Source organism: Victivallis vadensis (assembly GCF_003096415.1).
Lineage (GTDB): Bacteria > Verrucomicrobiota > Lentisphaeria > Victivallales > Victivallaceae > Victivallis > Victivallis vadensis.
Genome location: NZ_QEKH01000001.1, coordinates 176,382 through 199,817 on the forward strand (window position 1 = coordinate 176,382; position 23,436 = coordinate 199,817).

At 60.4% G+C, this 23,436-nt stretch carries 17 protein-coding genes and 1 tRNA gene; 9 read left to right on the plus strand and 9 right to left on the minus strand.

From position 1 onward, the window contains the following. Position 1 precedes the first annotated feature (1 nt). Positions 2 to 1,237: a beta-galactosidase gene (locus C8D82_RS00785; RefSeq protein ID WP_116882353.1), complete on the plus strand. Its 1,236-nt coding sequence runs from the start codon at positions 2 to 4 to the stop codon at positions 1,235 to 1,237. A 74-nt stretch (positions 1,238 to 1,311) separates the two neighbouring features. Here C8D82_RS00785 and C8D82_RS00790 read toward each other — a convergent pair whose 3' ends face one another. Together C8D82_RS00790 and rpsT are read right to left on the minus strand one after the other, a co-directional pair. Then, positions 1,312 to 2,235 carry an AEC family transporter gene (locus tag C8D82_RS00790; RefSeq protein ID WP_116882354.1) on the minus strand — a complete coding sequence of 308 codons (924 nt, stop codon included), beginning with the start codon at positions 2,233 to 2,235 and terminating at the stop codon, positions 1,312 to 1,314. A gap of 88 nt (positions 2,236 to 2,323) precedes the next feature. After that, positions 2,324 to 2,590, minus strand: a complete 267-nt coding sequence (gene rpsT / locus C8D82_RS00795) for a 30S ribosomal protein S20 (RefSeq protein ID WP_116882355.1) — start codon at positions 2,588 to 2,590, stop codon at positions 2,324 to 2,326. 368 nt (positions 2,591 to 2,958) lie between these two features. On the opposite strand from rpsT, the gene galE reads away from it, so the two are divergent. The 4 genes from galE to C8D82_RS00815 are packed head-to-tail and all read left to right on the plus strand — an operon-like array spanning position 2,959 to position 6,990. Further along, on the plus strand, positions 2,959 to 3,933 hold the full coding sequence (gene galE / locus C8D82_RS00800) for a UDP-glucose 4-epimerase GalE (RefSeq protein WP_116882356.1): 975 nt from the start codon (positions 2,959 to 2,961) through the stop codon (positions 3,931 to 3,933). Further along, on the plus strand, positions 3,930 to 4,487 hold the full coding sequence (locus tag C8D82_RS00805; protein WP_116882357.1) for a 3'-5' exonuclease: 558 nt from the start codon (positions 3,930 to 3,932) through the stop codon (positions 4,485 to 4,487). Before galE ends, C8D82_RS00805 begins: the two co-directional genes overlap by 4 nt. Before the next feature lie 5 nt (positions 4,488 to 4,492). Next, complete coding sequence (locus C8D82_RS00810) at positions 4,493 to 6,394, plus strand: ABC-F family ATP-binding cassette domain-containing protein (protein ID WP_116882358.1); 1,902 nt, start codon at positions 4,493 to 4,495, stop codon at positions 6,392 to 6,394. After that, positions 6,394 to 6,990 (plus strand): flavin reductase family protein, encoded by a 597-nt coding sequence (locus C8D82_RS00815; RefSeq protein WP_116882359.1) that lies wholly within the window; start codon positions 6,394 to 6,396, stop codon positions 6,988 to 6,990. Before C8D82_RS00810 ends, C8D82_RS00815 begins: the two co-directional genes overlap by 1 nt. A gap of 33 nt (positions 6,991 to 7,023) precedes the next feature. Here C8D82_RS00815 and C8D82_RS00820 read toward each other — a convergent pair whose 3' ends face one another. Together C8D82_RS00820 and C8D82_RS00825 are read right to left on the minus strand one after the other, a co-directional pair. After that, positions 7,024 to 7,608: a flavodoxin gene (locus tag C8D82_RS00820; protein ID WP_116882360.1), complete on the minus strand. Its 585-nt coding sequence runs from the start codon at positions 7,606 to 7,608 to the stop codon at positions 7,024 to 7,026. 122 nt (positions 7,609 to 7,730) lie between these two features. Then, a complete protein-coding gene (locus C8D82_RS00825; protein WP_116882361.1) occupies positions 7,731 to 8,633 on the minus strand; it encodes a LysR family transcriptional regulator in 903 nt (300 codons plus the stop codon). 350 nt (positions 8,634 to 8,983) lie between these two features. Between C8D82_RS00825 and C8D82_RS00830 the strand changes: the two genes are divergently transcribed. The 4 genes from C8D82_RS00830 (at position 8,984) to C8D82_RS00845 (ending at position 14,660) form a co-directional block, all read left to right on the plus strand. Continuing rightward, positions 8,984 to 10,114 (plus strand): GntR family transcriptional regulator, encoded by a 1,131-nt coding sequence (locus tag C8D82_RS00830; RefSeq protein WP_116882362.1) that lies wholly within the window; start codon positions 8,984 to 8,986, stop codon positions 10,112 to 10,114. Positions 10,115 to 10,254: 140 nt separating this feature from the next. Continuing rightward, positions 10,255 to 13,032 carry an alpha-mannosidase gene (locus C8D82_RS00835; RefSeq protein ID WP_165832741.1) on the plus strand — a complete coding sequence of 926 codons (2,778 nt, stop codon included), beginning with the start codon at positions 10,255 to 10,257 and terminating at the stop codon, positions 13,030 to 13,032. Between the two features lie 12 nt (positions 13,033 to 13,044). Further along, entirely contained in the window at positions 13,045 to 14,082 is a 1,038-nt protein-coding gene (locus tag C8D82_RS00840; protein ID WP_116882364.1) for a uroporphyrinogen decarboxylase family protein, read from the plus strand. Continuing rightward, positions 14,079 to 14,660, plus strand: coding sequence for a hypothetical protein (locus tag C8D82_RS00845; RefSeq protein WP_116882365.1), 582 nt, complete (start codon positions 14,079 to 14,081; stop codon positions 14,658 to 14,660). The genes C8D82_RS00840 and C8D82_RS00845 overlap by 4 nt, the downstream gene beginning before the upstream one ends. 92 nt (positions 14,661 to 14,752) lie before the next feature. Here the strand turns inward: C8D82_RS00845 and C8D82_RS00850 are convergent. The 5 genes from C8D82_RS00850 to secD form a co-directional block, all read right to left on the minus strand. Next, positions 14,753 to 14,829, minus strand: a tRNA-Arg gene (locus tag C8D82_RS00850). Positions 14,830 to 14,903: 74 nt separating this feature from the next. After that, the gene (locus tag C8D82_RS00855) at positions 14,904 to 15,611 is read right to left on the minus strand and encodes an SWIM zinc finger family protein (protein ID WP_165832742.1); all 708 of its coding nucleotides are present in this window, start codon (positions 15,609 to 15,611) and stop codon (positions 14,904 to 14,906) included. 2 nt (positions 15,612 to 15,613) lie between these two features. Continuing rightward, positions 15,614 to 18,268: a DEAD/DEAH box helicase gene (locus tag C8D82_RS00860; RefSeq protein WP_165832743.1), complete on the minus strand. Its 2,655-nt coding sequence runs from the start codon at positions 18,266 to 18,268 to the stop codon at positions 15,614 to 15,616. 153 nt (positions 18,269 to 18,421) lie between these two features. Further along, complete coding sequence (locus C8D82_RS00865) at positions 18,422 to 20,869, minus strand: Na/Pi cotransporter family protein (protein ID WP_116882368.1); 2,448 nt, start codon at positions 20,867 to 20,869, stop codon at positions 18,422 to 18,424. 17 nt (positions 20,870 to 20,886) lie between these two features. Next, on the minus strand, positions 20,887 to 23,436 hold the full coding sequence (gene secD / locus C8D82_RS00870; RefSeq protein ID WP_116882369.1) for a protein translocase subunit SecD: 2,550 nt from the start codon (positions 23,434 to 23,436) through the stop codon (positions 20,887 to 20,889).

Consider the following 23,436-nt stretch of genomic DNA (forward strand, 5'->3'; position numbering starts at 1 on the left):
TATGAAACCGATTCCTCTCCTCGGCATGGCCACCCATCTCACCAAACTCGCACCAGAAGCAGCGGAACAGGAAATCCGCCTGATGTGCGACGCCGGAATCACCGCGATCCGCACCGGTTTCCTGTGGGACACGCTCGAACCGGAACCGGGCAGGTTCCGCTTCGACCGACTTGATGAACTGGTTGACCGGCTCAATGCGGCGGGCCTCGAAATTCTCGGCACCATCGCCCGCACCCCGGTCTGGGCCGGGGGCGGCCAAAGCGACGGCCGGTTCCGCTTCCATCCGCCTCGGGAACCGGAAGAGTTCGCACAGTTCGCCGCCCGGCTGGCCGGCCGCTACCGGGGCCGGGTCAGTGCATGGGAGATCTGGAACGAGCCGAATTCCAACAACTTCTGGTATCCGCAGGCTGACGCCGGCGCCTATATGGCTCTTCTTCACGCCGCGTACCGCGCGATCAAGGCGGCGGCCCCCGAAGTACCGGTGCTGCACGGCGGCATCGCCTGCTGTCGGGAACACCGGATCAACTTCGGCTTCATGGAGCAGCTCTTCGAGCGTGGGCTTTCCGACTGCTGCGACATCATCAATCTACACCCCTACTCCGGGCCTAATGTGCCGGAAACCGAGTTCGACGCCACTTTCGACCGTTTCGCCGAAATGATGCGCCGCCACCGTTGCGCCAAACCGGTCTGGCTGACGGAGCTGGGCACCCCGGTCCACAGCCGGTTCGTCCCGACCGAAACCGAACAGGCGTTCCATCTGGCGCGCCACTGGCTCACGTCAATGAAGCGGCCTGAAATTGAACGGCTCTACTGGTACGATTTCCGCGACGACGGCGATGATCCGGCCAATTTCGAGCATCACTTCGGCATCATCGCCGCCGACTTCCGCCTCAAACCGGCCTATCACGCCTGCCGGGAGATGAACCGCCAACTTGCCGGCGCAGAATACCGCGGCGAATCCGCCATCCCCGGAGGCGGCCGCCTGATCCGGTTTGAACGCCCCGACGACACGCTCTTCCTGCTCTGGTCTGATGCCCGCCAGACCAGGCTGCTGCGCGGCATCGGCTTCGATCTCACCGAGACGACGATGACCGGCCTCCCCTGCCCGCTCTTCCGCAAGCAGGACACCATCGATCTGACCATCGGCCCCGAACCGGTTCAGTTGCTCCTGGCCAAAGCCGACGCCGACCGTTTCCAACAGGCGTTGCTGCATTCAACGGCGCTGATCGGCATCTGATATCCTGCCGCCGAAACCATTCCGCACCGATCTTGAATCCGCCGGAAAGCAAAACGGGCCGCTCCTACCGGAGCTCAGGCGGGAACGAAAAGACGCATCAGCAGCGGAATCGTCGCCAGCGACAGAATCGTGGTCACGATGATCGCCTGCCCGGCGAATTCGTAGTCGCCGCCGTACTGGCGCGCGACCAGCACCGAGCTGGATGCCGCCGGCATCAGCGCAACCACCGCCGCAGTCTGGTACACATCCGGGGGCAGCGGCAGCAGTTTCAGCAACAGCAGAAGCACCACCGGAATCACCGCCAGCCGCACCAGCGACAAATAGACCATGTCGGTTTTATGCTTCAGCATCGACTTGAAACAGTTCACCAGCGCCACACCGATGATCACCAGCATGAAGGGGACAGTGATGTCCCCGAGGTATTTGCAGGTGTAAGCGATCGGCTCCGGAATCGGAATACGCAGAAAACAGACCAGCAGCGCCGCCGCCACCGCCGCCACGTTGATCGAAAAAATACTGCGGAGCGTCTGTCCGACCGTCCCGCCTCCGGTGAAGGTCATCACGCCGATCGTCCAAAAGCCGACCGTGGAGCCGACATTCATCAACAGCAGCAGCGCCACGTGCCGGTCTCCCCAGATGCTCTGCAGGATGATGATCGGCAGAAACACGTAGTTGTTGATCGCGCAGATGTGGTGAAACGTGCCGATCCGTTCCGGCGTCTTGTGCTTCATGAACCGCTTCAGGAAGTGGCCGATCACCGCGCCGACCAGCATCAGCGCGAAACCGAGCACCGGCATCAGCCACAATTCGTTGAGCTGGTCCGGCTTGAAATTCCGGGTGATGGTCGCAAAAGTCAGCAATGGGAAAAACAGATCCAGCGTAAGCCTCGAAAGCCGTCCGAGGTCGCCGGTCTCAATCATTTTGAGCCGCCACGCCAGCGCACCGACACCGAAAACCAGAAACGTTTCCAGAATCGACAGAAATACTTTGTACATCATAGTCGTGAAAATCCGAAAAGAAGAACGGCGCCCGTTTCACCCACCGACGGGAAAACGAACGCCGTTTCGACGAAAACGCCGATAACGCTTAGTTGGCCAGCGAATTCAGCAGCTTGTCGACCTGCGACTTCTTGTTCGCGGCGCGGTTCGCATGGACGGTACCGACCTTGGCGGCCTTGTCGATGCGGCTGCAGTAGGTCTTGCCCAGCTCGGCGGCCACGGCGGCATCCTTCGCATCGACGGCGGCGCGCAGCTTCTTCTCAAGGGTCTTGAGTTCACTCAGACGCATACGGTTGCGGAGGTTGGCCTGTTTGCTGGTGCGCAGACGCTTGATTGCGGATTTAGTGTGAGCCATTTTCTTCTTTCCCTAAATAAATTACGAACTATAAAAAATTTTGTTAAATCTTTGTCGATACGAGTATATGAAAATACCACAAATTCGGCGTTTTTCAAGCGCAATACCGCGAAATGCTCCGTTTTTTCCGCAAAAAAAGCGGAATCGGCTAATTTTCCATCCCGCCGGCCAGCCGGACCGCAGTGAGATTTTACACTTCTTCCCGCTCTTCCCATCGGCAAAGAAAGAGGAAAGCGCATGGTCGCCATTCCGGGCGTCTGCCGCCGGAAACTCTTAAAAACCCGGAAAAAACGATTGAAAAAATACCGTTTCCGATGTATGTTTATGATTCAGGAGTAACAACCCAAACTTCAACAAGGAATCATGAAATGAAGAAGGTTCTGGTCACCGGAGGCGCCGGCTACATCGGCAGCGCCTGCTCGGAATATCTGCTCAACCTCGGTTACGACGTGACCATTTTCGACGGTCTCCTGACCGGCCACCGCGAGGCGGTCGATCCGCGCGCCAAGTTCATCCTCGGCAACCTCTCCGACCGCGAGAAGATCAAGAGCGTCTGCCGCGAGGGCAAATTCGACGCGATCATGCACTTCGCGGCGTTTTCGCTGGTCGGCGAATCGATGAAAGACCCTTCGAAATATTTCCGCAACAACATCGCCAACGGCATCAACCTCGCCGACGCGGCGGTCGAGAGCGGCGTGAAGATGTTCGTATTCTCCAGCACCGCGGCGACCTTCGGCCAGCCCGAATCGATTCCGATCAAGGAATTCGACCGGCAGATCCCGATCAACCCCTACGGAGAATCCAAGCTCTGTTTCGAGAAGATCCTGAAGTGGTATCATGAGATTTACGGCATCAACTACGCGGCGCTGCGCTACTTCAACGCGGCGGGCGCGACTGAAAACTTCGGCGAGGACCACCGGCCCGAAACCCACCTGATCCCGCTGATCCTGCAGACCGTCCGCGGCAAGCGCGACAAGCTGATGCTCTACGGCGACGACTACGACACCGCGGACGGCACCTGCGTGCGCGACTATATCCACATCCTCGACCTCGCCCAGGCGCACGAACTCGCGCTGTCGGCTCCCGAAAGCGGCCACTACAACCTCGGCACCGGCAACGGCCTCTCCGTCAGGGAGATCATCGACGCCGCCGAAGACGTGACCGGACTCAAGGTCAACTATGAAGTTGCGCCGCGCCGTCCCGGCGACCCGGCCAAGCTGATCGCCTGCAGCGAACGCGCCCGCCGGATGCTCAAGTGGGAGCCGAAATATGAATCGGCCCACAAGATCATCGAATCCGCGTGGAAGTGGCAGCTCAAGCATCCGGACGGGTATAAAAATTGATCTGGTGCGAACTCGGTCCCTTCACGATCTTCGACGTGGAAACCACCGGTATGAGTCCGGTGCGGGACCGGATCGTCGAACTCGCGGCGGTCCGGGTCGATCGCGACGGCAGCCTGAGCCGTTTCCAGTCGCTGGTGAATCCCGGCGTCAGGATTCCGGCGCAGGCGGTCGCGGTGCATCACATCACCGACGACATGGTGGCCGGGGCGCCCAGCTTTGCCCGGATGGGCCTTGATTTTCTGGAGTTCGCCTCCGAAAGCACGCTCGTGGCGCACAACGCCCGGTTCGATCTCGGCTTCCTGCAGGAGAGCCTCGCCCGGACCGGGCTGCCGCTGTGGAAGGGCAAGACGCTCGATTCGCTGCGGCTGCTGAAAACCACCTTCCCGAACCTGCCGAGCTACAACCTGCAAAGCCTGCGCGCCTATTTCCAGCTCGAAACCGAAAAGGGCATGAACGCCCACCGCGCCGGAGCCGACGTGGAGTGGACGCGCCAGGTCCTCGAAATCGCGCTCAGCAAGGCGATCCGCATGAGCGCGCCGCAACACGAAGGATAGCTTCCATGTCAGAACCGGTTCTGTGGGCGGCCGAAGAGCTCAGTCTCGCCATCGGCCGCCAGACGCTCTACGACAACGCCGAATTTTTCATCAACGCCGGCGAGCGCGTCGGTTTGATCGGACGCAACGGCAGCGGCAAATCAACGCTGCTGCGGCTGATCACCGGGGAAGAGCTCCCCGGCTCCGGCAACCTCACCCGCGCCCGCAATCTGCGCGTCGCGGTGCTGCCGCAGGATTTCGAAATCGACAACGGCCGCTCCATCGCCGACAATGTGCGCGACGGGCTGGCGTGGTTCCTCGAACTCCAGAAGAAGTTTGAAACCGTGTCGGTGAACTCTCCTGAACACGCCGAAATCGACCATCTGCTGATGCTGCACGACGGCTGGAACCTCGATACCAAGGTCGAACAGGTTCTGGCGAAGCTCGGGTTGAGCGATCCGCAGCGCCCCTGCGACAAACTTTCCGGCGGCGAAAAACGCCGGGTCGCGCTGGCGCGGGCGATCATTTCCGAACCCGATCTGCTGCTGTTGGACGAACCGACCAACCATCTCGACGTCGCGGCGGTGGAGTGGATTGAAAAGTTCCTCGCCGAATACCGCGGCAGCTGTCTTTTCGTGACCCACGACCGTTATTTCCTCGACCGGATCGCCACCCGGATCGTCGAACTCAGCCACGGGAAACTGTACAGCTATCAGGGCAGTTATTCCGATTTTCTGGCCGCCAAGGCCGAACGCGAACTCAACGAAGACATCCTCGACGCCAAGCGCCGCAGCTTCCTGCGCCGTGAAGTTGAATGGGTGCGCCGTTCGCCGAAGGCGCGGCTGAAACGCAACCTCGGCCGCATGAAACGATACGATGAGATCGCCGCACAGTCCGGCCCGGTCCGCGACAGCGACATGGAGCTGCTGATTCCGACCGCCTACCGGCTCGGCAACAAGACGGTGGACCTCAAGGGGGTCGAACAGAAATTCGGCGACCGGGTCATCATCGACCATCTCGACTTTGAATTCGAGCCGCGCAGCCGGATCGGCATCGTCGGTCCCAACGGCGCGGGCAAATCGACGCTGCTCAAGATCATCACGCAGCAGATGCAGCCGACGAAAGGCGAGGTTTCCATCGCCTCGACGGTGGAATTCAACTACATCGACCAGTCCCGCGTCGCGCTCGATCCGGAAAAAAGCGTCGCCGACGAGATCAGCGAAGGCGTCGAAACCATCCAGCTCGGCGCCGAAAAGATTTCGGTGTGGGGTTATCTGAAGCGCTTCCTGTTTGAGGACGAGCGGATCAACACCAAGGTCAAATATCTTTCCGGCGGCGAAAAGGCCCGCCTGACGCTGGCCAAAATCCTGAAGCAGGGCGGCAACTTCCTGATCCTCGACGAGCCGACCAACGACCTTGACCTCTCCAGCCTCCGGCTGCTTGAGGAGGCGCTGGCGACCTATCTCGGCTGCGTGATCGTGGTCAGCCACGACCGCTATTTCCTGAACCGGGTCTGCACCGGCATCCTCGCGTTTGAAGCCGGCGGCAAGGTGGTTTACAATCCGAGCGATTACGACTATTACCTCGAAAAGCGGCGCGAACGCGAAGCCGCGGCACTCGCCGCAGCCGAACCGGCCAGGCCGGCGAAACCGCAATCGTCCGCCCCGCCCCCCGCTCCGAAAGAGCGCCGGAAGCTCTCTTACAAGGAGCAGCGCGAGCTGGACGGGATGGAGGAGGCGATCGCCGCCGCCGAGGAGAAAGTTTCCGAAATCGAAACCTGTTTCAGCGATCCGGATTTCTTCGCCAAATACGGCAGCCGCGCCGCCGAACTTCAGCGGCAACTGGACGATGCGAAAGCCGAATGCGCCCGTCTTTACGAACGGTGGGATGAGTTGGAGAGCAAACGCGCCGCGCTGGAGGGCAACTGATGGAAATCCCGCGCAAACTGATCTGGCCCGGCAGCACCCAATTGGCTCCGGTACCGGCTGTGCTGGTCGGCTGCGGCGACGGCAGAACGCACCGCTACAACCTGATCACGGTCGCGTGGACCGGTATCGTATGCAGCGCACCGCCGATGATTTCGGTTTCGATCCGGCCCGAACGCCACTCTTACGCCCTGATCGGGGAAGCCGGTGAATTTACCGTGAACATCCCTCCCGCCCGGCTTGCCCGCGCGGTAGACTGGTGCGGCGTGGTTTCCGGGCGCGATCACGACAAATTCAAAGAGCGCAGCCTGACTTCCCTGCCCGGCTCGCAGGTCGCCGCACCGCTGGTTGCGGAGTGTCCGCTCGGCCTCGAATGCCGCGTAACCCAGGCCCTCGAGCTCGGCAGCCACACCCTGTTTCTCGCCGAAATCCTCGCGGTGCAGGTTTCGGAGGAGTTGCTCGACCGCTCCGGCCGGATGCAGCTCGAAAAGGCGGGGCTGCTCGCCTACGCCCACGGCCATTACTACGAACTCGGCCGTTGTCTCGGCCACTTCGGCTACTCCGTCCGCAGGAAACCCGGGCCGACCGTCCGCCGGTAAAACCTCCGCCGTACGCATGGCCCGTGCCCATGATTATTTTTTGACTGTTACAACTTCATCGACCCAGCGGGCCAGCGCCGTTCCGGCTTCTTTGATGCTCCTGCCGGAAAAAGCGCCCCCCTTGCCGAAAACCGCCTTGGGGCACGCCTTGCGCATGTCGCTTTCACAGCGCGCCATGCCGCCTCCGCCGTGGGTCACGAACGGAATTATGGTCTTGCCGCTGAAATCATAGCTGGAAAGGAAGGTCAGGACAGGCGGCGCCATCGTGCTCCACCAGTTCGGCGTACCGACGAAGATTACGTCGTATTTGTCGAACTCCTTCACTTTTTCGGCCAGCTCCGGCTTGACTCCGGCGTTGATTTCCCGTTTCGCCAGCTCGACGCAGGCGTTGTAATCGGCCGGATACGGCTTGACCGGCTTGATTTCAAACAGCGTGCCGCCGGTGTCCTTCTGAATCTGCTCCGCCGCGAAGCGGGTATTGCCGCTGTAGGAATAATAGGCGACCAGAATCTTTCCCGGCTCCGCCGCGGCTTTCACGGTCTCCTGTTCCGCCGCCGAACAACCGCAGGCTCCGAAAATCGAGGCGGCCATCGCCAGCGCCATTGTTCTGTTTTTCATCTTCAGTCCTCCTGTAGTAAAGGTTATGGATCGGCCCGATTGCCGTTCCCTGCCATTCAGTATAAAACTTACAGTAACTGTAAGTCAAGGAGCTGTTTTCAAAAATATCCGTTTTTTTCGGATCATTCCCCGGTTTCCGCGAATTTTTCCCGAAGTTTCTCCAGAAAGAGTTCGGCGGCGGCGGAAAACACCTGATACTTTTTCCAGACGATATTCAGGCCGGACTCCAGCCGGGGCTCGAACGGGCGAAAGCAGAGGTTGTGGCGACCGGTCACGTTCACGAGCTTGTCCAGCGAGATTGCATAGCCGACTCCTTCCTCCACCAGCAGCGCAGCATTGTAGATCAGATTGTAGGTTGCCACGATATTGTCTTGATCGAATCCGTCGCCAAGCCAGTTCAGAACTTCGTTGTATCCGGAAGTCTGCTGCAGCGGCTGGCGGGAGCAGATCAGCGGCAGTCCCGCCAGATCCTCGCGGGTTATCGACTTTTTTTCCGCCAGAGGCGAATCCCGGCGCATCACCACGCCCCAGACATCCTTCGCGGGCAAATTCAGATAATCGTATTTCGCAATATTCACCGGCTGGATCAGGATGCCGAAGTCCAGCATTCCCTTGTCGAGACGTTCGGTCACGTCTTCGGCGTTGCCGCTGTAGATGTGAAACCGGATCTCCGGATAATCGTCATGCAGTTCCCCGATGATCCGGGCAATCTGACGCATTGCGTCGGTTTCGCCGCCGCCGATGTAGACGTCTCCGCAGACGGCATCCCCCATCGAATTGAACTCCGCCTCGGTCTTGTAGACCATTTCCATGATCTCCCCGGCGCGCTTGCGCAGCAGCATCCCCTCCGGAGTCAGCGAAACACTGTGGCTGCCGCGGATGAAAAGCTGTTGCCCCAGTTCGTCTTCCAGATCCTTCAGCTGCCGCGAAAGCGTCGGTTGGGTAACGTGGAGCGCCTGGGCCGCGCCGGTGATGCTGCCCTCGCGGGCCACGCCGAGAAAATATCGCAATACTCTGAGTTCCATCACGGTCTCCTTTCAGTTGCCGATGCTATTATATCACCACATGATATACATTACAAGCATATCATGACACAAGGAAGAAGTATTTGCTATTTCATCGGAGTGAATTAAATTGAAGAGTGAAAACCAAACCGGAGGAGGAATGAAAGCAAAAGAGCAATCCAACCGGACAAGAATCGTTGGCGCACCCTGATGCGGCCATCGGCTGCATCAGGCATTCATCGGCAACTCTCCGACCGTCTGTGCAAATTCAGAAATCGGCTGAAATCTGTTTCGCGGGGTGGAAAACACCGGAAAATTGTGCCATCTTAAAAAATATCGGGAATTGAAAGCAATCATTTCAGGAGAATCCGGTGAAAGCGACGTTGAAAAGCGGTTACGCCGCGGATGAACTCAAACGGGACCTGGTCGAGAAAATCAGGTCGGGCACTTTGCTGCCCGGCGAAAAAATCCTGAGCGAACGCAAGCTCGCAGATGCCTACCGCATCAGCTACATGACGGTCCGCCGGGCGATCGAAGAGCTGGCCGATCAGGGATATATTACACGGAAAGCCCATCGCGGCGTTTTCGTGAACGAGAAATTCCGCAATCTATCCTCCGCCCGGAACCGCACCATCGCCTTCGTCGCGCAGGACCTCTATGACGGCGTCGTGATCAAACTGCTCGCCGCCATCGAATGGCGCGCCCGCCGGAGCGGCTACTTCGTGCTGGTCTGCAATTCCATGCTCGACGTCACCATCGAAAAGGGAGTGCTTGAAAATCTCCTGCACAGCAACATCTCCGGCGTGATCCTCCTTCCCATCGCCGGCAACAAGAACGTCGCCGCCGCGCGCAGCCTGATCGCGGCGGGAATCCCGGTCGTGACCATCGACAACATCTACGCCGACGACCGGATCGATTCGATCGACTGCGACAACTTCGACATGGGCTACAAAGCCACCGAGCACCTGATCAGAAACGGCCACACCAACATCGCCCATATCACGGTCTCCCAAGAGAATTTCCGCCACAACTACGTCGCCCAGAAACGCATGGAGGGATTCCAGCAGGCTCTGAAGGATCACAAGCTGCCCTGTCCCCGGGAAAACATCATGTACCTGCCGTGGGAGTACACCAGTCTGCCGCTGGCCGAAATCGATCTGGACAACCTCGGCTATGACCAGGCCCGGAAGCTGCTGCTCCGCGACAACCGGCCGACCGCGTTCTTCGTGATGTTCGATGAGATCGCCTCCGGCGTCTATCTGGCGGCGCGCAACCTGGGGCTCTGCGTCCCGCGCGACGTCTCCGTGATCGGCATCAACAACATCGACCTCTGCCGCCGCCTGTCACCCGGCCTGACCACCATTGCGCAGCCTTTCAAGGCCCTCGGGCTGCGCGCTGTCGAAATCCTGTTGATGCGCGGCACGCCGCAGGGCGACCGGTGCATCAAGGAAGAACTGCTCGGCACACTGATCCAGCGCGGCAGCGTAGCGAACTTACTATAGCAGTTATATAGCAAAATCACCATTTTTCAAACTTTTTGTCACATTTATTTAAGACTCCGTACCGTCCGCCTCTTGTCTTGACTGCTGATTTCGGCCATAATTAAAACGGAAACCGAAACAGCAGGATGAAATTTGACGGTATGTTTGAAACCATTGAGAATTTATGTGAGACAGTCGCCCCGCTTCAGGTCGAAGTGTGGACTTCGCCGGAACCGCTCCCCTTTGAACGGCGGTTCGAGGGAACATTCCAAAAGCTGGAAATCGGCCGGAGCTGGGGTTCCCTCTTCGACTGCGGCTGGTTCCGCTTTTCCGGCACGGTGCCGCCGGGAGAGAGGCCGGAAGAACTGGCGCTGCGGCTGGATGTGAACGGCGAACTGCTGACGGTCGACGCCGCGGGACGGCCGCTTCGGGCGCTGACCAATTTATCGAGTATTTTCGACCGGAGGATCGGCACTCCGGAAAAACTCTATATGCCTCTGAGTGAGCTGAACATCTCCGGCGGCAAATTTGAAGTCTGGGCCGACGCCGGATGCAACGACCTGTTCGGCGCGCTTCAACTGAACGGCACGGTGCGGTTTGCGGAGCTTGTCCGCCGTCCCGCCCGGCTGGCCGCCGACTACTTTGACCGCCGCTTCGAGCGGGAGGCCGCCGAAGCAGGCTGCAGCAGCGACGGATTGCCGGTCTACGCGACGGGACACTCCCATCTGGACCTGGCCTGGCTGTGGCCCCTGCGCGAATCCCGCCGCAAGGGCGTGCGCACCTTCGCCACGGCGCTCGCCAACCAGAAAACATATCCGTGGTACTGCTTCGGCGCGAGCCAGCCGCAGCTCTATTGCTGGGTGGCGGAACAGGCCCCGGAGCTGTTCGAGGCGCTCCGGCGGCGGGAAGCCGAGGGACGCTGGGAGCTTCAGGGCGCCATGTGGGTGGAGGCGGACACCCACATCCCCGACGGCGAATCGCTGATGCGGCAGTTCATCTACGGGCAGGCTTACTGGCGTGAAACCTTCGGCCACGAAGTCAGGACCGTGTGGCTGCCGGACATCTTCGGTTATTCAGGCAGTCTGCCGGGCATCGCGAAGCTGAACGGCGCCGAATACGTGCTGACCATGAAAAACGCCTGGAACCTTTTCAACCCCTTCCCGTACAATGCGTTCAACTGGACCGGCATCGACGGGAGCCGGGTTCTCGCCTACCGGCTCCCGGAGGAGACCTACAACGGCTCCGCCAACCCGGCGGCGGTGATGAAGTGCCAACGGCAGGACGCCCAGCGGGCCGTTTCCGGCGCTTCTCTGATGCTGTACGGCATCGGCGACGGCGGCGCGGGTCCCGGCGAAACCCATCTGGAGCTGCTGGCGCGGATGGCGGACCGTCCCGGTTTCCCGCCGGTGATCCACGCCGGAGCGGAGGAGTTCTTCGACCGGATCGCGGCAAAACGGGACTCCCTGCCCGGCTACACCGGCGAACTCTATCTGGAAAACCATCAGGGCACTTTCACCAGTTGCGAACTGATCAAGCGGATCAACCGCAGTTACGAGCGGAACCGGCAGGAGCTGGAATTCGCGTCGGTCGTCTGGGGAAAACCGCTCCCGCCGTGGTATGATGAATTTGAAAAAGAGGTGCTTCTAATGCAGTTCCACGATGTCCTGCCCGGCACGTCGATCGAACGCGTCTACCGGGAGGCCGAGGAACGGCACGCCTGCTGGATGGAGCGGATCGGGGAGTGGTACGGCACACGCAAAGAGGCATGCTTTTTCAATCCGACTTCAGCGCCGCTGACCCGGTTTCAAAAAACGGCGGAAGGCTGGCGGCTCCTGCAGCTGCCGCCTTTCGCCTGGGGCGGCAGCCGTCCGTGGAACGGTTCGCCGGTCAGGGCGCAGGAGAACATGCTGGATAACGGCGTGATCCGGGTCGGCTTCGATACGCAAGGCGGCGTGGCGGGCTGGTTCGACCACAGGACCGGACGCGAACTGCTGACGGCCCCCGCACTCTTCCAGCTCTATGCGGACAAGGGGAATGCGTGGAATATCGAGCCGGGTACTTATGACGCGCCTCTGGAACCGGGTCTGCAACTGGTAAGCCAACGGATTTACGCCGACGGCCCGGTCGGCTGCTGTTGTCAGGAGTATCACTACGGGAACTCCCGGATGCGGGCGGAGTTCCGCTTGAATGCCGACGCCTCCGCCTGTGAGGTTTTCGTCACACTGGAGTGGCGCGATCCGGAGCACCTGATGCGCTTCGAGCTGCCCGGCACAGTCGATGCCGACACCGCGCAATATGCTGCGCAGTATGGTTTTGAGGAATTTTCGACGCGGTCCGCCAATTCCGTGGAACGCGCCCAGTACGAGATCGCGGCGCAGCGCTGGGTGCGCATTGCGGATGAAACGGCGGCGCTTTCGCTGGTCTCCGACTGCAAATACGGTTTTTCGGTCAAGAACGGGCGGCTGAACATCACCCTGCTGCGCTGTGCCGAACGTCCCGGCTCCTTCATCGGCAAGGACGACAAAGCGCGCAGCGGCGATGCCCGGTACAATGATCTGGGACACCATGAATTCGCCTTTGCGTTCGCGGTGGATCACGGCGACGCCACGCTCCCGATGGAGCTTGCCGAATGGCTGAACCGGCCGGTAGCGGCGGCGCCGGAGACGGCCTCCGATGCGGGATGCAAACTGGACTGGACCGGCGGCCAATTCGCCGTCACGATGATGCGCCCGGCGTGGCAGGGCGGCGGCGTGCTGCTGCGGGTGTACGAACGGTTCGGGAAAAGCGGCGTCCTCCCGGAACTGCCGGGAGTGCGCCTGACGGCGGTCCGCCCGGACGGAAGGGCGTTGGGCGGTATCTCCGCAACGGAGTTTCACCCCTTTGAAATCAAGACCTTCCGGGTTCAATTCAGCAACAATCGATCATCGATGAATCAATAAGGAGATCAGACTATGGCACAGACACCGCGCGAGGTTATGCGCAAAACCTTTACTTTCGACCACCCGGACCGGCTGGGGTGCTGCGTTTTCGCGCTGCCCGCTTTCATCTGGAGCCGTCCGGATGATTATGCGGCGATCATGAAGGAGTTTCCGGCCGACTGCGAATGGGCGCCGGCTCCGTATGATCCCTCCTCCTGCCTCTCCGGCGATCCCTTTGCCGAAGGGATTTATGTGGATGAGTGGGGCTGCGTGTTCACCAATATCAACCCCGGCATGATCGGGGAAGTCAAAACGCCGCTGATCCCGGAACTGGAAGACCTGAGCGGCCTCAAGCCACCTTACGAACTGCTGCCGAAGAATGAGGCGGCGGCGATCGCGCAGGTCAATGAATTCTGCCGCAACACCGATAAATTCGTTTTTGCCGGTTGCAATCCGCGTCCGTGGGAGCGTTACCAGTTCCTGCGCGGCACGGAAAATGCAATGATGGATATGGCGCTGCGCGAGGAGAATGTGGATGTCATCCTCGCGGCGATCACCGACTATTACGTCAGGGAAATCGAATTCTGGTGCAAAACCGACGTCGACGGCATCGCCTACATGGACGACTGGGGTTCCCAGCAGGCGCTGCTGATCGACCCGGCGACCTGGCGGGAACTTTTCAAGCCGATCTACCGGAAATTCATCGACTGCTGCCACGCCGCGGGCAAATTCGCATTCATGCACTCCGACGGCAACATCGAGGCGATTCTTCCCGATCTGGTCGAGCTCGGGCTCGACATCGGCAACTTCCAGATCGGCTGCATGAATCTGGAAAAGGTCGCAACCGTCGCCAAAGGAAAACTGACGTTCTTCGGTGAAATCGACCGCCAGCAGGTGTTGACCAAAACGCCGGAGGCGGCGCGGACCTTCGTGCGCAATGTCGCCCGGCACCTCTACGATCCGGCTGGCGGCATCGTCAAGGAATTGGAATTGGGCGTACTGGTGGAGCCGGAAACGGCGCTGACCGCGCTGCGGGAGTGGGACAAGGTCGACCGGGAGGCCCGGCAATGAATTCCACACCGAGAGAACGGATGATCGCGGCGCTGGAGCGCCGTCCGCCACTGCCGGGACCGGTTCCGCACTGGGAGCTGGTTTTCTTTCCGACCATGGAGGTTGCGGTTGTGCGTATCAACGGCCAGTTGACGTTCCCGGAGCTTTTGCGCATAGGCATCGGCGAGTGCCGGCGTCACTTCGTGAAGATATTGGCAGCTTTCCGGCAGAGATGCCAGGAAATCTCGCAAATCGGCTTCATAATTGAGCCGTTCGTTTACGGTCGCAGGGGTGGCGCGGTTCGGATGTTTGGAATAAGTGTTCCACACCTCGGCAAGCGGCAACACGTTTGCCGGTTTGATCAGATTGCGCGCGTGAGCGACGTGTGCCGAAACGACCTCTATGCTGGTTGCTTTCAGAACCGGAAGCAACTCTTTGACTTTCCGCTTCGCTTCTTCCTGATTTTTGGTTTTCAGGCTGATCGCTTTTCGTTCACCATTGATCTGATAGCGATAATAGTAAGTTCCGCTTGGTTTCTGGTAGATGGTACCGACTTCCTGCTTCATGACTTTCCTCGCCATTGCCCTGTTTCCTCGTAACTATCCTTGTGAGCTAAAATACCACTGATTTCGAGGATTGAAAGGCGGGAACGGCACCGAATGGCACTTTTTTGAGGAATCAGAGGGTAAAATGGTACACCCAAAGGGATTTGAACCCCTAACCTTCTGGTCCGTAGCCAGACGCTCTATCCAATTGAGCTATGGGTGCACTTTGTGTCAACGCTTTTTAATATACTGTTGAAATAACGATTTGCAAGCTCAGATTTTGGAAAAATTCGATTTTCAGAGCGTGTCCAGATCAATGCCGAAGGCATCTCCCAGGGCAGCGGCGTCCAGATCCGCTGCTTCCGGCGGCAGAGCCGCGGCAAGATCACCCTCGAAAAGTTCGTTGCGATCCACTCCGCGCAACACGAAAAAAAGCCCCGGGTCCTCATCCAGCTTCGCTCCGATTCCATACAGCACCGCCGCAAGATGTTTGCACAGGTCCGCCCAGTCCGGGCAGTCGCAGTCGAGGCGGATTTCATCCGGAAGCGGAAACAAGCCTGTATCCGGCGCACACAAAATCCCGATGATTTCATCCGACAACTTTCCCTGCACCAGATCAATCAGCGAACCGATCTTCCCGGCACAGGCCCGTTTGATCGCGTTCCACCGTTCCTCATCCAGCGGATCAATCGCAATCTTCACCTGATAGAGTTCACTGCCCGCCACCATCGCCGTCACCAGCCCCGGCTCGATATTGAGGTCGATTACTGCTCCGTTTTTCAGATAGGAGCGCCCGCGCGGCAGGCGGCTTTCGTAGTCCTGATAGGATTCGATGTTGCGGCACCACGCCTTGCCCCAGAAACTCTTCGCAATCGAACGGCCGTTCGCGGTCACCGGATGCAGTTCGCGCCCCGTCTTCCCGGCGTACTGCTTCGCCAGCTTTGCCGCCAGCGCCTTGCGCTCCCCCACCGAACGGACCGGATTATAATCATCGTAATCAAACATATTCATACCTCGATATGATGGATGTCAAGTTTCACCAGTTCAAGCAGTTCCGAGGTGTCCAGCTCGGTCAGCGGCACCTCCCCGCCGGAAGTGACCACCGAATCGGCCAGTTTACGCTTCGACCAGATCAGGCTGTTGATCTTCTCTTCAATCGTGCCCGAACAGATGAACTTGTGCACCAGCACATTGCGGTGCTGTCCGATCCGGTAGGCCCGGTCGGTCGCCTGATTCTCCACCGCCGGATTCCACCAGCGGTCGAAGTGGATCACATGGCTCGCGGCGGTCAGGTTCAGGCCGGTTCCGGCGGCCTTCAGCGACAGCACGAAAAACGGCGGTCCCTCTTCCTTCTGGAACGCCTCGACCAGTCGGGCGCGCGCCCGGATCGAAGTGCCGCCGTGCAGGATCAGCCCCGGACGGCCGAACACCCGGCTCAACAGTTCGTGCAGCGGGTCGGTCATCTCCCGGAACTGCGTGAATACCAGCACCTTTTCCTGCTTCATCGCGATCTTCTCCGCGAGTTCGGCCAGTTCCAGAAATTTGCCGCTCTCCTCCGCTTTGAAATCCCCCTCCCCCGTATATTGCGCGGGATGGTTGCACAGCTGCTTGAACTGCATCAGGCTTTTCAGCACAACACCTTTCTTCTGAAATTCATCGGCGGCTTCGAGTTCGCGGCGCATCCGGTCCACCACCTGCTGATACAGCACCGCCTGGTGTTTGGTCAGGCGGCAGAAGCGGTTCAGCTCCACCTTGTCCGGCAGATCGCGGATGATCGACTTGTCGCTTTTCAGCCGCCGCAGGATGTAGAAACCGGTCAGCCGCCGCAGCGGCGCCAGATTCACCGGCCCGTCCTCCGGCGTCAGGCGGCGGGTGAAGTCGACAAATTCATTCAGCGAGCCGAGCAGTCCCGGATTGGTGAAGTCGAAGATGCTCCACAGATCGGTCAGCCGGTTTTCAACCGGAGTGCCGGTCAATGCGATCCGTCGCGCCCCTTTCAGGCGGCGCACCGCCCGGCTCTGCTGTGAACCGGGATTCTTCAGTGCCTGCGCTTCATCGGCGATCACCAGCGGAAATTCCAGCCGCGCCAATTCCATATAGCGCGTCACCAGAGCGTAAGTGGTTGCGACCAGGTCATATCGCCGCAAAAATCCTGCCGGGTCCCCGTCAAATTCCGCCAGTTCATCCGGCGACAGCAGCGACGGGTGCAGCAGTTTGACCTTCAATTCCGGCGTGAACTTTTCCGCCTCGTTCTTCCAGTTGTTCAGCAGCGAGGCCGGCAGCACCAGCAGCGCGGGCAATCCGGCGAGATCGCCGTTGCGGCGCAGCAGCTCCAGATAAGTCAGAATCTGCAGCGTCTTGCCCAGCCCCATATCGTCCGCCAGACACGGCCCCATCCCGATCCGGGTCATGCCCCACAGGAATTTGACGCCATCCAACTGGTATGGACGCAGGGTATTCGACAATTTCTCCGGCAACGGCGGCAACTGCATTCGCTCCGGCGCGGTCAACTCCCTGAACTGTTTTTCCAGCTCGCCCACCATCTCCACGCGGCAGAGGCCGCGATCCAGCTCCGGCAGCGCCCCGCCGCCCGGAACGGCGCCCCCCGCCAGCAGCCTCATCCCCTGCATGACCGGCAATCCCGGCACTGCCGCCGCGGCGCGACGCCAGGCACTCAGCAGTTGCCCGATCTTTTCGGAATCCGCCTCGATCCATTCGCCTTTCAGCCGCACCAGCCCGTCCCCGGACTTCAAAAGCTCCTCCAGTTCCCGTTCGCTCAGCGGAGTGCCTCCGATCACGGCGTTGACCGAAAAACGCAGCAGCGAATCCCCGCTGAGGAAGCCGCGCTTTCCAACCGTGTCCAATGAAATCTGCACCTGAAGTTTTTTCGGCGCGCGTTTCCACAGGTTCGCCATGCGCACCACGATATTGGCGGCCTCGAACACCGGAATATCCTGCAAAAACGCATAGGCCTCGCGGGCGCTCCACACGCCGGGCCGGTAGATGCTCCGGTCGGCCAGCAATGACGCGATCAGCGCACTCCCCTTCGCCGCCTCCTGAATCGGGCGGAGCATGGACAAAAGCGCATTCCGGTCGTTCGCATACGCCTTCAGCGCGGCGCCAAGCGGCAGGTGCCTGGGCTGGTCGCTTTCGCTGACTCGGTGAATGAAGGTCGCCAGAAAGAGAAAGGGGTGCGCCCCGTCCGGATCGCTTTTGTTTTCCGCGAGATGGAAGCTGATCCGCCCCACGTCGCGCCAGGCCGGATTCAGCTTGCGAAGCCACTCCTCGAACGGCAGTTCCGCCGCTTCAAACTCCCGCTTCGCCCATTCGGCCAATTCGCGGTGGCAGCGTTCCAGAAGTTCGCCGTCCAGATACTCGCCACCCGTCAGCGGCGGGCGGTCGAAAAGCTCGGCTTCGATCTGTTCCCGGTCCGGCAGCGCCGCCGCAAAGGGATCGCTCCCCTCCCCCGTCGCCGAGCGGCACAGGCGCATCGCATAATCCCGCGCCAGCCGCCGAAAAAAACTGCATGAAGCCCCCGCATCCGGCGGCAGGGGATCGGCCAGCAGCCGGAAAAGTCCGGCGCCGTTGCCCTCCGCAAAAATATTCTCCGCCCCCTCCAGCCGCAGCCGCCCGGAAGGAGCAATCGCGATTTCCATGCCCATGTGGTGATTCCGTTTACTTTTCATAAGATATCACAAACACGGCGGAAACGCCACCGCCGGAATAAAAAAACGGGACGGAATCGCGTATTGAGTGGATACGCTCTTCCGCCCCGGAAAAGGGAACCTGATTATATCAAAAGCAAACAGTGCAGATCACTTCTTCGTCAGGTCGTAGTCGACCAGCATCCCGGTACGAACCGCGATATTGTCCAGCCGCTCCGTGACCTGCCGCAGAATTCCCAGCAGCGACATGAAAATCACTCCGTTCGGCGCGTTATAGTCCTCCTTGCGCAGGGTCTCCAGATGGTTGTTTTCGAGCTTGTCCGCCAGCTTGCGCGCCTCGCCGCCGAGCTTGCGCGCCGTCTGCGCTCTGGCGGCGGAAGCGCCGTCCAGCGCCTCGATCACCTCGGCGGCCATGTCGGAAATCCGGTTGAACAGCGTTCTCAGGTCTTTTTCCGACTTCTTCGTCAGTTTCTGCTTGAATTCCAACAGCCGTTCCGACTGGGTGATGATGTTCTCCGCGTAATCCGCCAGCCGTTCCGCATCGTTGGTGCAGTGGGTCACCACCGGAACCAGCCGCGACTCCTCCGGTGAAAGCTGCCGCTGCATCAACTGCACCAGATAGCCGGTGATTTCGGACTGCATCCGGTCGATCCTGGCCTCGCGGCGGCTCCACTCCTCGCGTTTCGCATTGTCGATGCGCCCGTCGAAGATGTCGTCGTGCATCGTCCGGTCCAGCAGCTGCCACGAATTGCGCACCATCGTGCGGAGCTGCAGCACGCTCTGCTGCAACGCGATCGCCGGATTTTCCAGCAGGTGCGGGTCAAGGCTGACATACTTGACTTTCCTGCGTCCCGCCGGAATGATCTTCTCGCACAGCCGCGCCAGCTGCGGCACGAAGGGCAGCAGGATGATCGCCGTGAACACATTGAACAGAGTGTGCGCGTTTGCGATATGACGCGGCACGTTCTGCGGAATCGCCGCGAAAGCGTCGCCGCCGGTCATCGCATCGACGATATAGTAGAACACCGGAATTCCGGAACGCCCCCACGGCACGTAGAAGAAAACCAGCATCAATATGGTGCCGAACACATTGAACAGCGTATGCGCCAGCGCCGCCTGCTTCGCCACCCGGTTGGCGGTGATCGCCGCCAGCTGCGCGGTCACGGTCGTGCCGATGTTCGCGCCGAGAATCAGCGGAATCGCGGTGTAGAAATTGACCAGCCCGCTCGCCCCCAGCGCGATCACAATGCCGGTCGACGCAGAGCTGGACTGGATGATCATCGTCACGATCAATCCGATCGCCAGCGCGCCCATCACCGCGCCGAACGGCATCACGCCGTCCGCCGGGGTGCAGTCGAAATGGGAGAACAGCCTTTCCACCGATGGAAATGAACCGATTCCGGTCAGTTCATCGCTCATGATCACCATGCCGAAGAACAGGAAACCGAAGCCGAGAACCGTTTCTCCGAACCCGCGTATCCCCTTCCAGGTCACAAAGTAAAGCAGCAATCCGATGATGATCGCCGGCATCGCCAGCACGCTCACATCGAATGAGACGATCTGCGCGGTGATGGTCGTGCCGATATTCGTGCCGATGATGATGCCGACCGCCTGCGCGAGATTCAGCAGCCCGGCGTTGATGAAGCCGATCACCATCACCGTGCTCGCGCTGGAGGACTGGATCACCGCGGTCACGCCCGCGCCGGCCAGCAGCGCCACGAAGCGGTTCTGCGAAAAGAAGCGCAGAATCCCCTTCATCCGCTCCCCGGCCACCTTCTGCAGGCCGTCGCTCATCATCTGCATACCCCATACGAAGATCGCCAATCCGGCGAACGCATTCAGCATCAGCGTCCAGAAGTTCAGGCCCATCACTTCGACCGAAATACCGCGGCTCAGCAATTGCCCGTCCGCCCCCTCCGGCTTCACATCGACCCGGTAGCGGCCGGTGCCGTCATTCAGTTTGAGGAAAGTCTGCGCCACGCCGGTATCGTCGGTAAAGGCGACCCGGTCGGAAAGTGCAGCTTCCGACTTTGCGGCGGGCTGCTCGGCAAGCTCGAAAAAGACCCGCCGCCCCGCCGCCGGAGTGCCGTCCGGCTTCATCACCCGGATGCAGATCGGATCGGGCAGCGTGGTTCCCGCCGCCCCCTCCTGCCGCTCTCCCGACACCGCGATGCCGCTGGTCAGCCGCACCGTCACCGAGCGGCGTTCGTCGCCGACCGGGATCAGTTTCAGGTACTGGTCCCCGGTCTTGCGGCCGGCCTGAACCGGGATCCGCACGATGCCGCCGGCGTCGCTCTCAAATTCGCCGCGCTCCAGCACCAGGTCGGAATCCTGTTCCGCCACGGCCAGCAGTCTGCGCCCCGCCAGCGGCCGTTCCGAACCGCTCCCGCCCAGCAGACCGGCTTCCGGCCTGCCGAGCAGCTCCACCACCACCGGCTCGGCGAACGCCTTGCCCGGCAGCGCGTACTGGTCCGCTCCATCCAGCACGCGAACTTCACTCAGGCGGACCGGCTGCTCCTCCGAACAACCCGCCGCCAGCAGTCCGAACACCGGCAGAAGCATCAGCAAGCGCCGCACAGCTTTCCATCCAAACATCATTGACTCCCCCCTTGTTTTCAGTGGTTCACACCGATCTTGCGATGCCACGACATTACGATCGGGCTTGCGATGAAGATCGACGAATAGGTTCCGATCACAATGCCGAGCATCATCACCAGCATGAAATCGTTGATCACGATGCCGCCGAAGCAGAACATCACCGCCACCACCAGGAAAGTGGTCGCGCTGGTCAGGATCGTCCGGCTCAGCGTCCGGTTGATCGCATAGTTGATCACCTCCCCGAACGGCTTGCCGGGGAAAAGTTTCGCATCCTCCCGGATCCGGTCGAAGATCACGATCGTATCGTTGATCGAGTAACCGATGATGGTCAGCAGCGCCGCCACCACCGGCAGCGACAGCTCCCGCCCCATCAAAATGAAGATGCCGAGCGCGATGATCACGTCATGCACCAGCGCCAGAATCCCCGCCGCCGCGAACGACACCTCATACCGGATCGCCACATAGACGCTCATGCCCAGCAAAGCCAGCACGATCGCCCACGCCGACGCTCTGGCGGTTTCCAGACCGACCAGCCCGCCGACCGTACTCTCCGAACCGTCAGAAAGTCTGAGCTGCGGAAACTCGCTGTTCAGCAGTTTGATCACCCGGTCGCTCAACGCATACGCGGATTCCTCCTGCCCGGCCGGACGGTTCCGGTCACGGATCAGGATTTCCAGTTTGCGGTTGTCCCCGGCGGAGTTGTTCGACTTATAGTTCAGCCGTACATTCGGATCGATTGGACGAAGCACCTTTTCCAACTCTCCCGTCGAAACCGCCTCCGCATACGAGCAGCTGATCCGGGTTCCGCCGGTGAAATCGACGCCGAACATCCTTTCCCCTTTGAACGCCAGTACCGCGAGACTCCCCGCGATCAGCAGCCCCGACAACAGGAACGCCCATTTCCGGTTGCCGATGAAGTTGAACGCGGGCTGGGTGAACACATGGCACATCTTCAGCGTCTTCCAGTGGAAGAAACGCAGCATGTAGTCGAAGATCAGCCGGGTCATGCAGACCGCCGTGAACAAACTCGCGATCAGGCCGATCGACAGACTGACAGCAAATCCTTTGACCGGGCCGCTGCCGAGCATCATCAGGATCAGTGCGCAGAGCAAGGTGGTCAGGTTTCCGTCCAGCACCGCCGAAAACGCCTTTTCATAGCCGAGGTCGATCGCCGCCGCCAGACTTTTGCCGCCGTTCAGCTCCTCGCGGATCCGCTCGAAGATCAGCACATTCGCATCCACCGCCATTCCGAGCGTCAGGATCACACCCGCGATGCCCGGCATCGTCATCGTCGCGCCGAAGGCGGCCATCGCGCCGAGAATCAGCACCACGTTGACCGCCAGCGCCAGACACGCGATCACGCCGGCCCGGAAGTAGTACACGCACATGAAAACCGTCAGCAGCACCATCGCCAACGCACCGGCGATGATGCCGTTGCGCACGTTGTCCGCCCCCAGCGACGGAGCGGTGTCGTAAACCGCGGTCACCTTGATCCGGAACGGGAAACTGCCGCTGGTCAGCGCGTCGGCGATATCCTTCGCCTCCTCGTTGGAAAACCTGCCGGAAATCTCCGCGCTGCCGCCGGTGATCGCGCTCTGGATCACCGGAGCGCAGTAGAGCTTGCCGTCCAGCACGATCGCGAGCTGCCTCCCCAGATTCTTCCCGGTCACTTCGCCGAAACGCTCCGCTCCGGCCGAATTGAATTCCAGACTGATTTTGGTCTGGCCGAACTGGTCGCGCACCGGCATCGCCCGCGCCACCGAACGGCCGTCCATCTCCGGCCGTTTCGCGACCAGATAATGATAACCACGGTCGCCGCCCGAGGCGGAAAGCACCTCATAGCCCGGCGGCGGCAGAAACGCGGCAGAATCCGCCGGGTCATAGTCTTTCAGCAGCTCTTCGCTCTGCGGGTGAACCAGCCGGAAGCTCAGTTTGCAGCTCATTTTGATCAGCTTAAGCAGCTTGTCCTTTTCGTCGCGCGAAACGATCGGCGCTTTCAGCGAAACCGACCGGCTGCCGTATGGCGTGATCTCCGATTCAAAGATATTCTGGGTTTCGAGCCGCCTGCGGAGCGTTTCAATCGCCTGCTCGCGGTAGCGGTCGAATTCGGCGGACATCTGCTTTTCCATTCCGGCCCGGTCCTTCGCACCGCCCTCCTTAGCGAATTTGCCGAGCAGGTCGTCATCCGGCACCAGTTCCAGAATGAACTCCACGCCGCCATTCAGGTCGAGACCGGGCCGGATGGAACTCGCCGCCTCCTTGCGGACTTTGGCGATCACATCCGCGTTGCCGGCCATATCGCCGCCCTTGACCAGCGGCGACAGTTCGATCCGGGCGGCTTCGGCCGCTTCCAGCAGCGCCGCCGCCGGGTTGAGGCCCGGTTCGGCCTGCTGCCGGAGCCGGGCGTCCTCGACCAGCTTCGCCGCCGCCGGATCGTCCGCGCGCTTCAGACTCCTGCGAAAGGTCTCGAAAAAGTCGCGCGGCGTCAGGGGAAACATCGAAAAGGCAAAGACGGCGATGACCGCGACGATCACGACCGTGCGCAATTTCAGATATCTTTCCCCCAT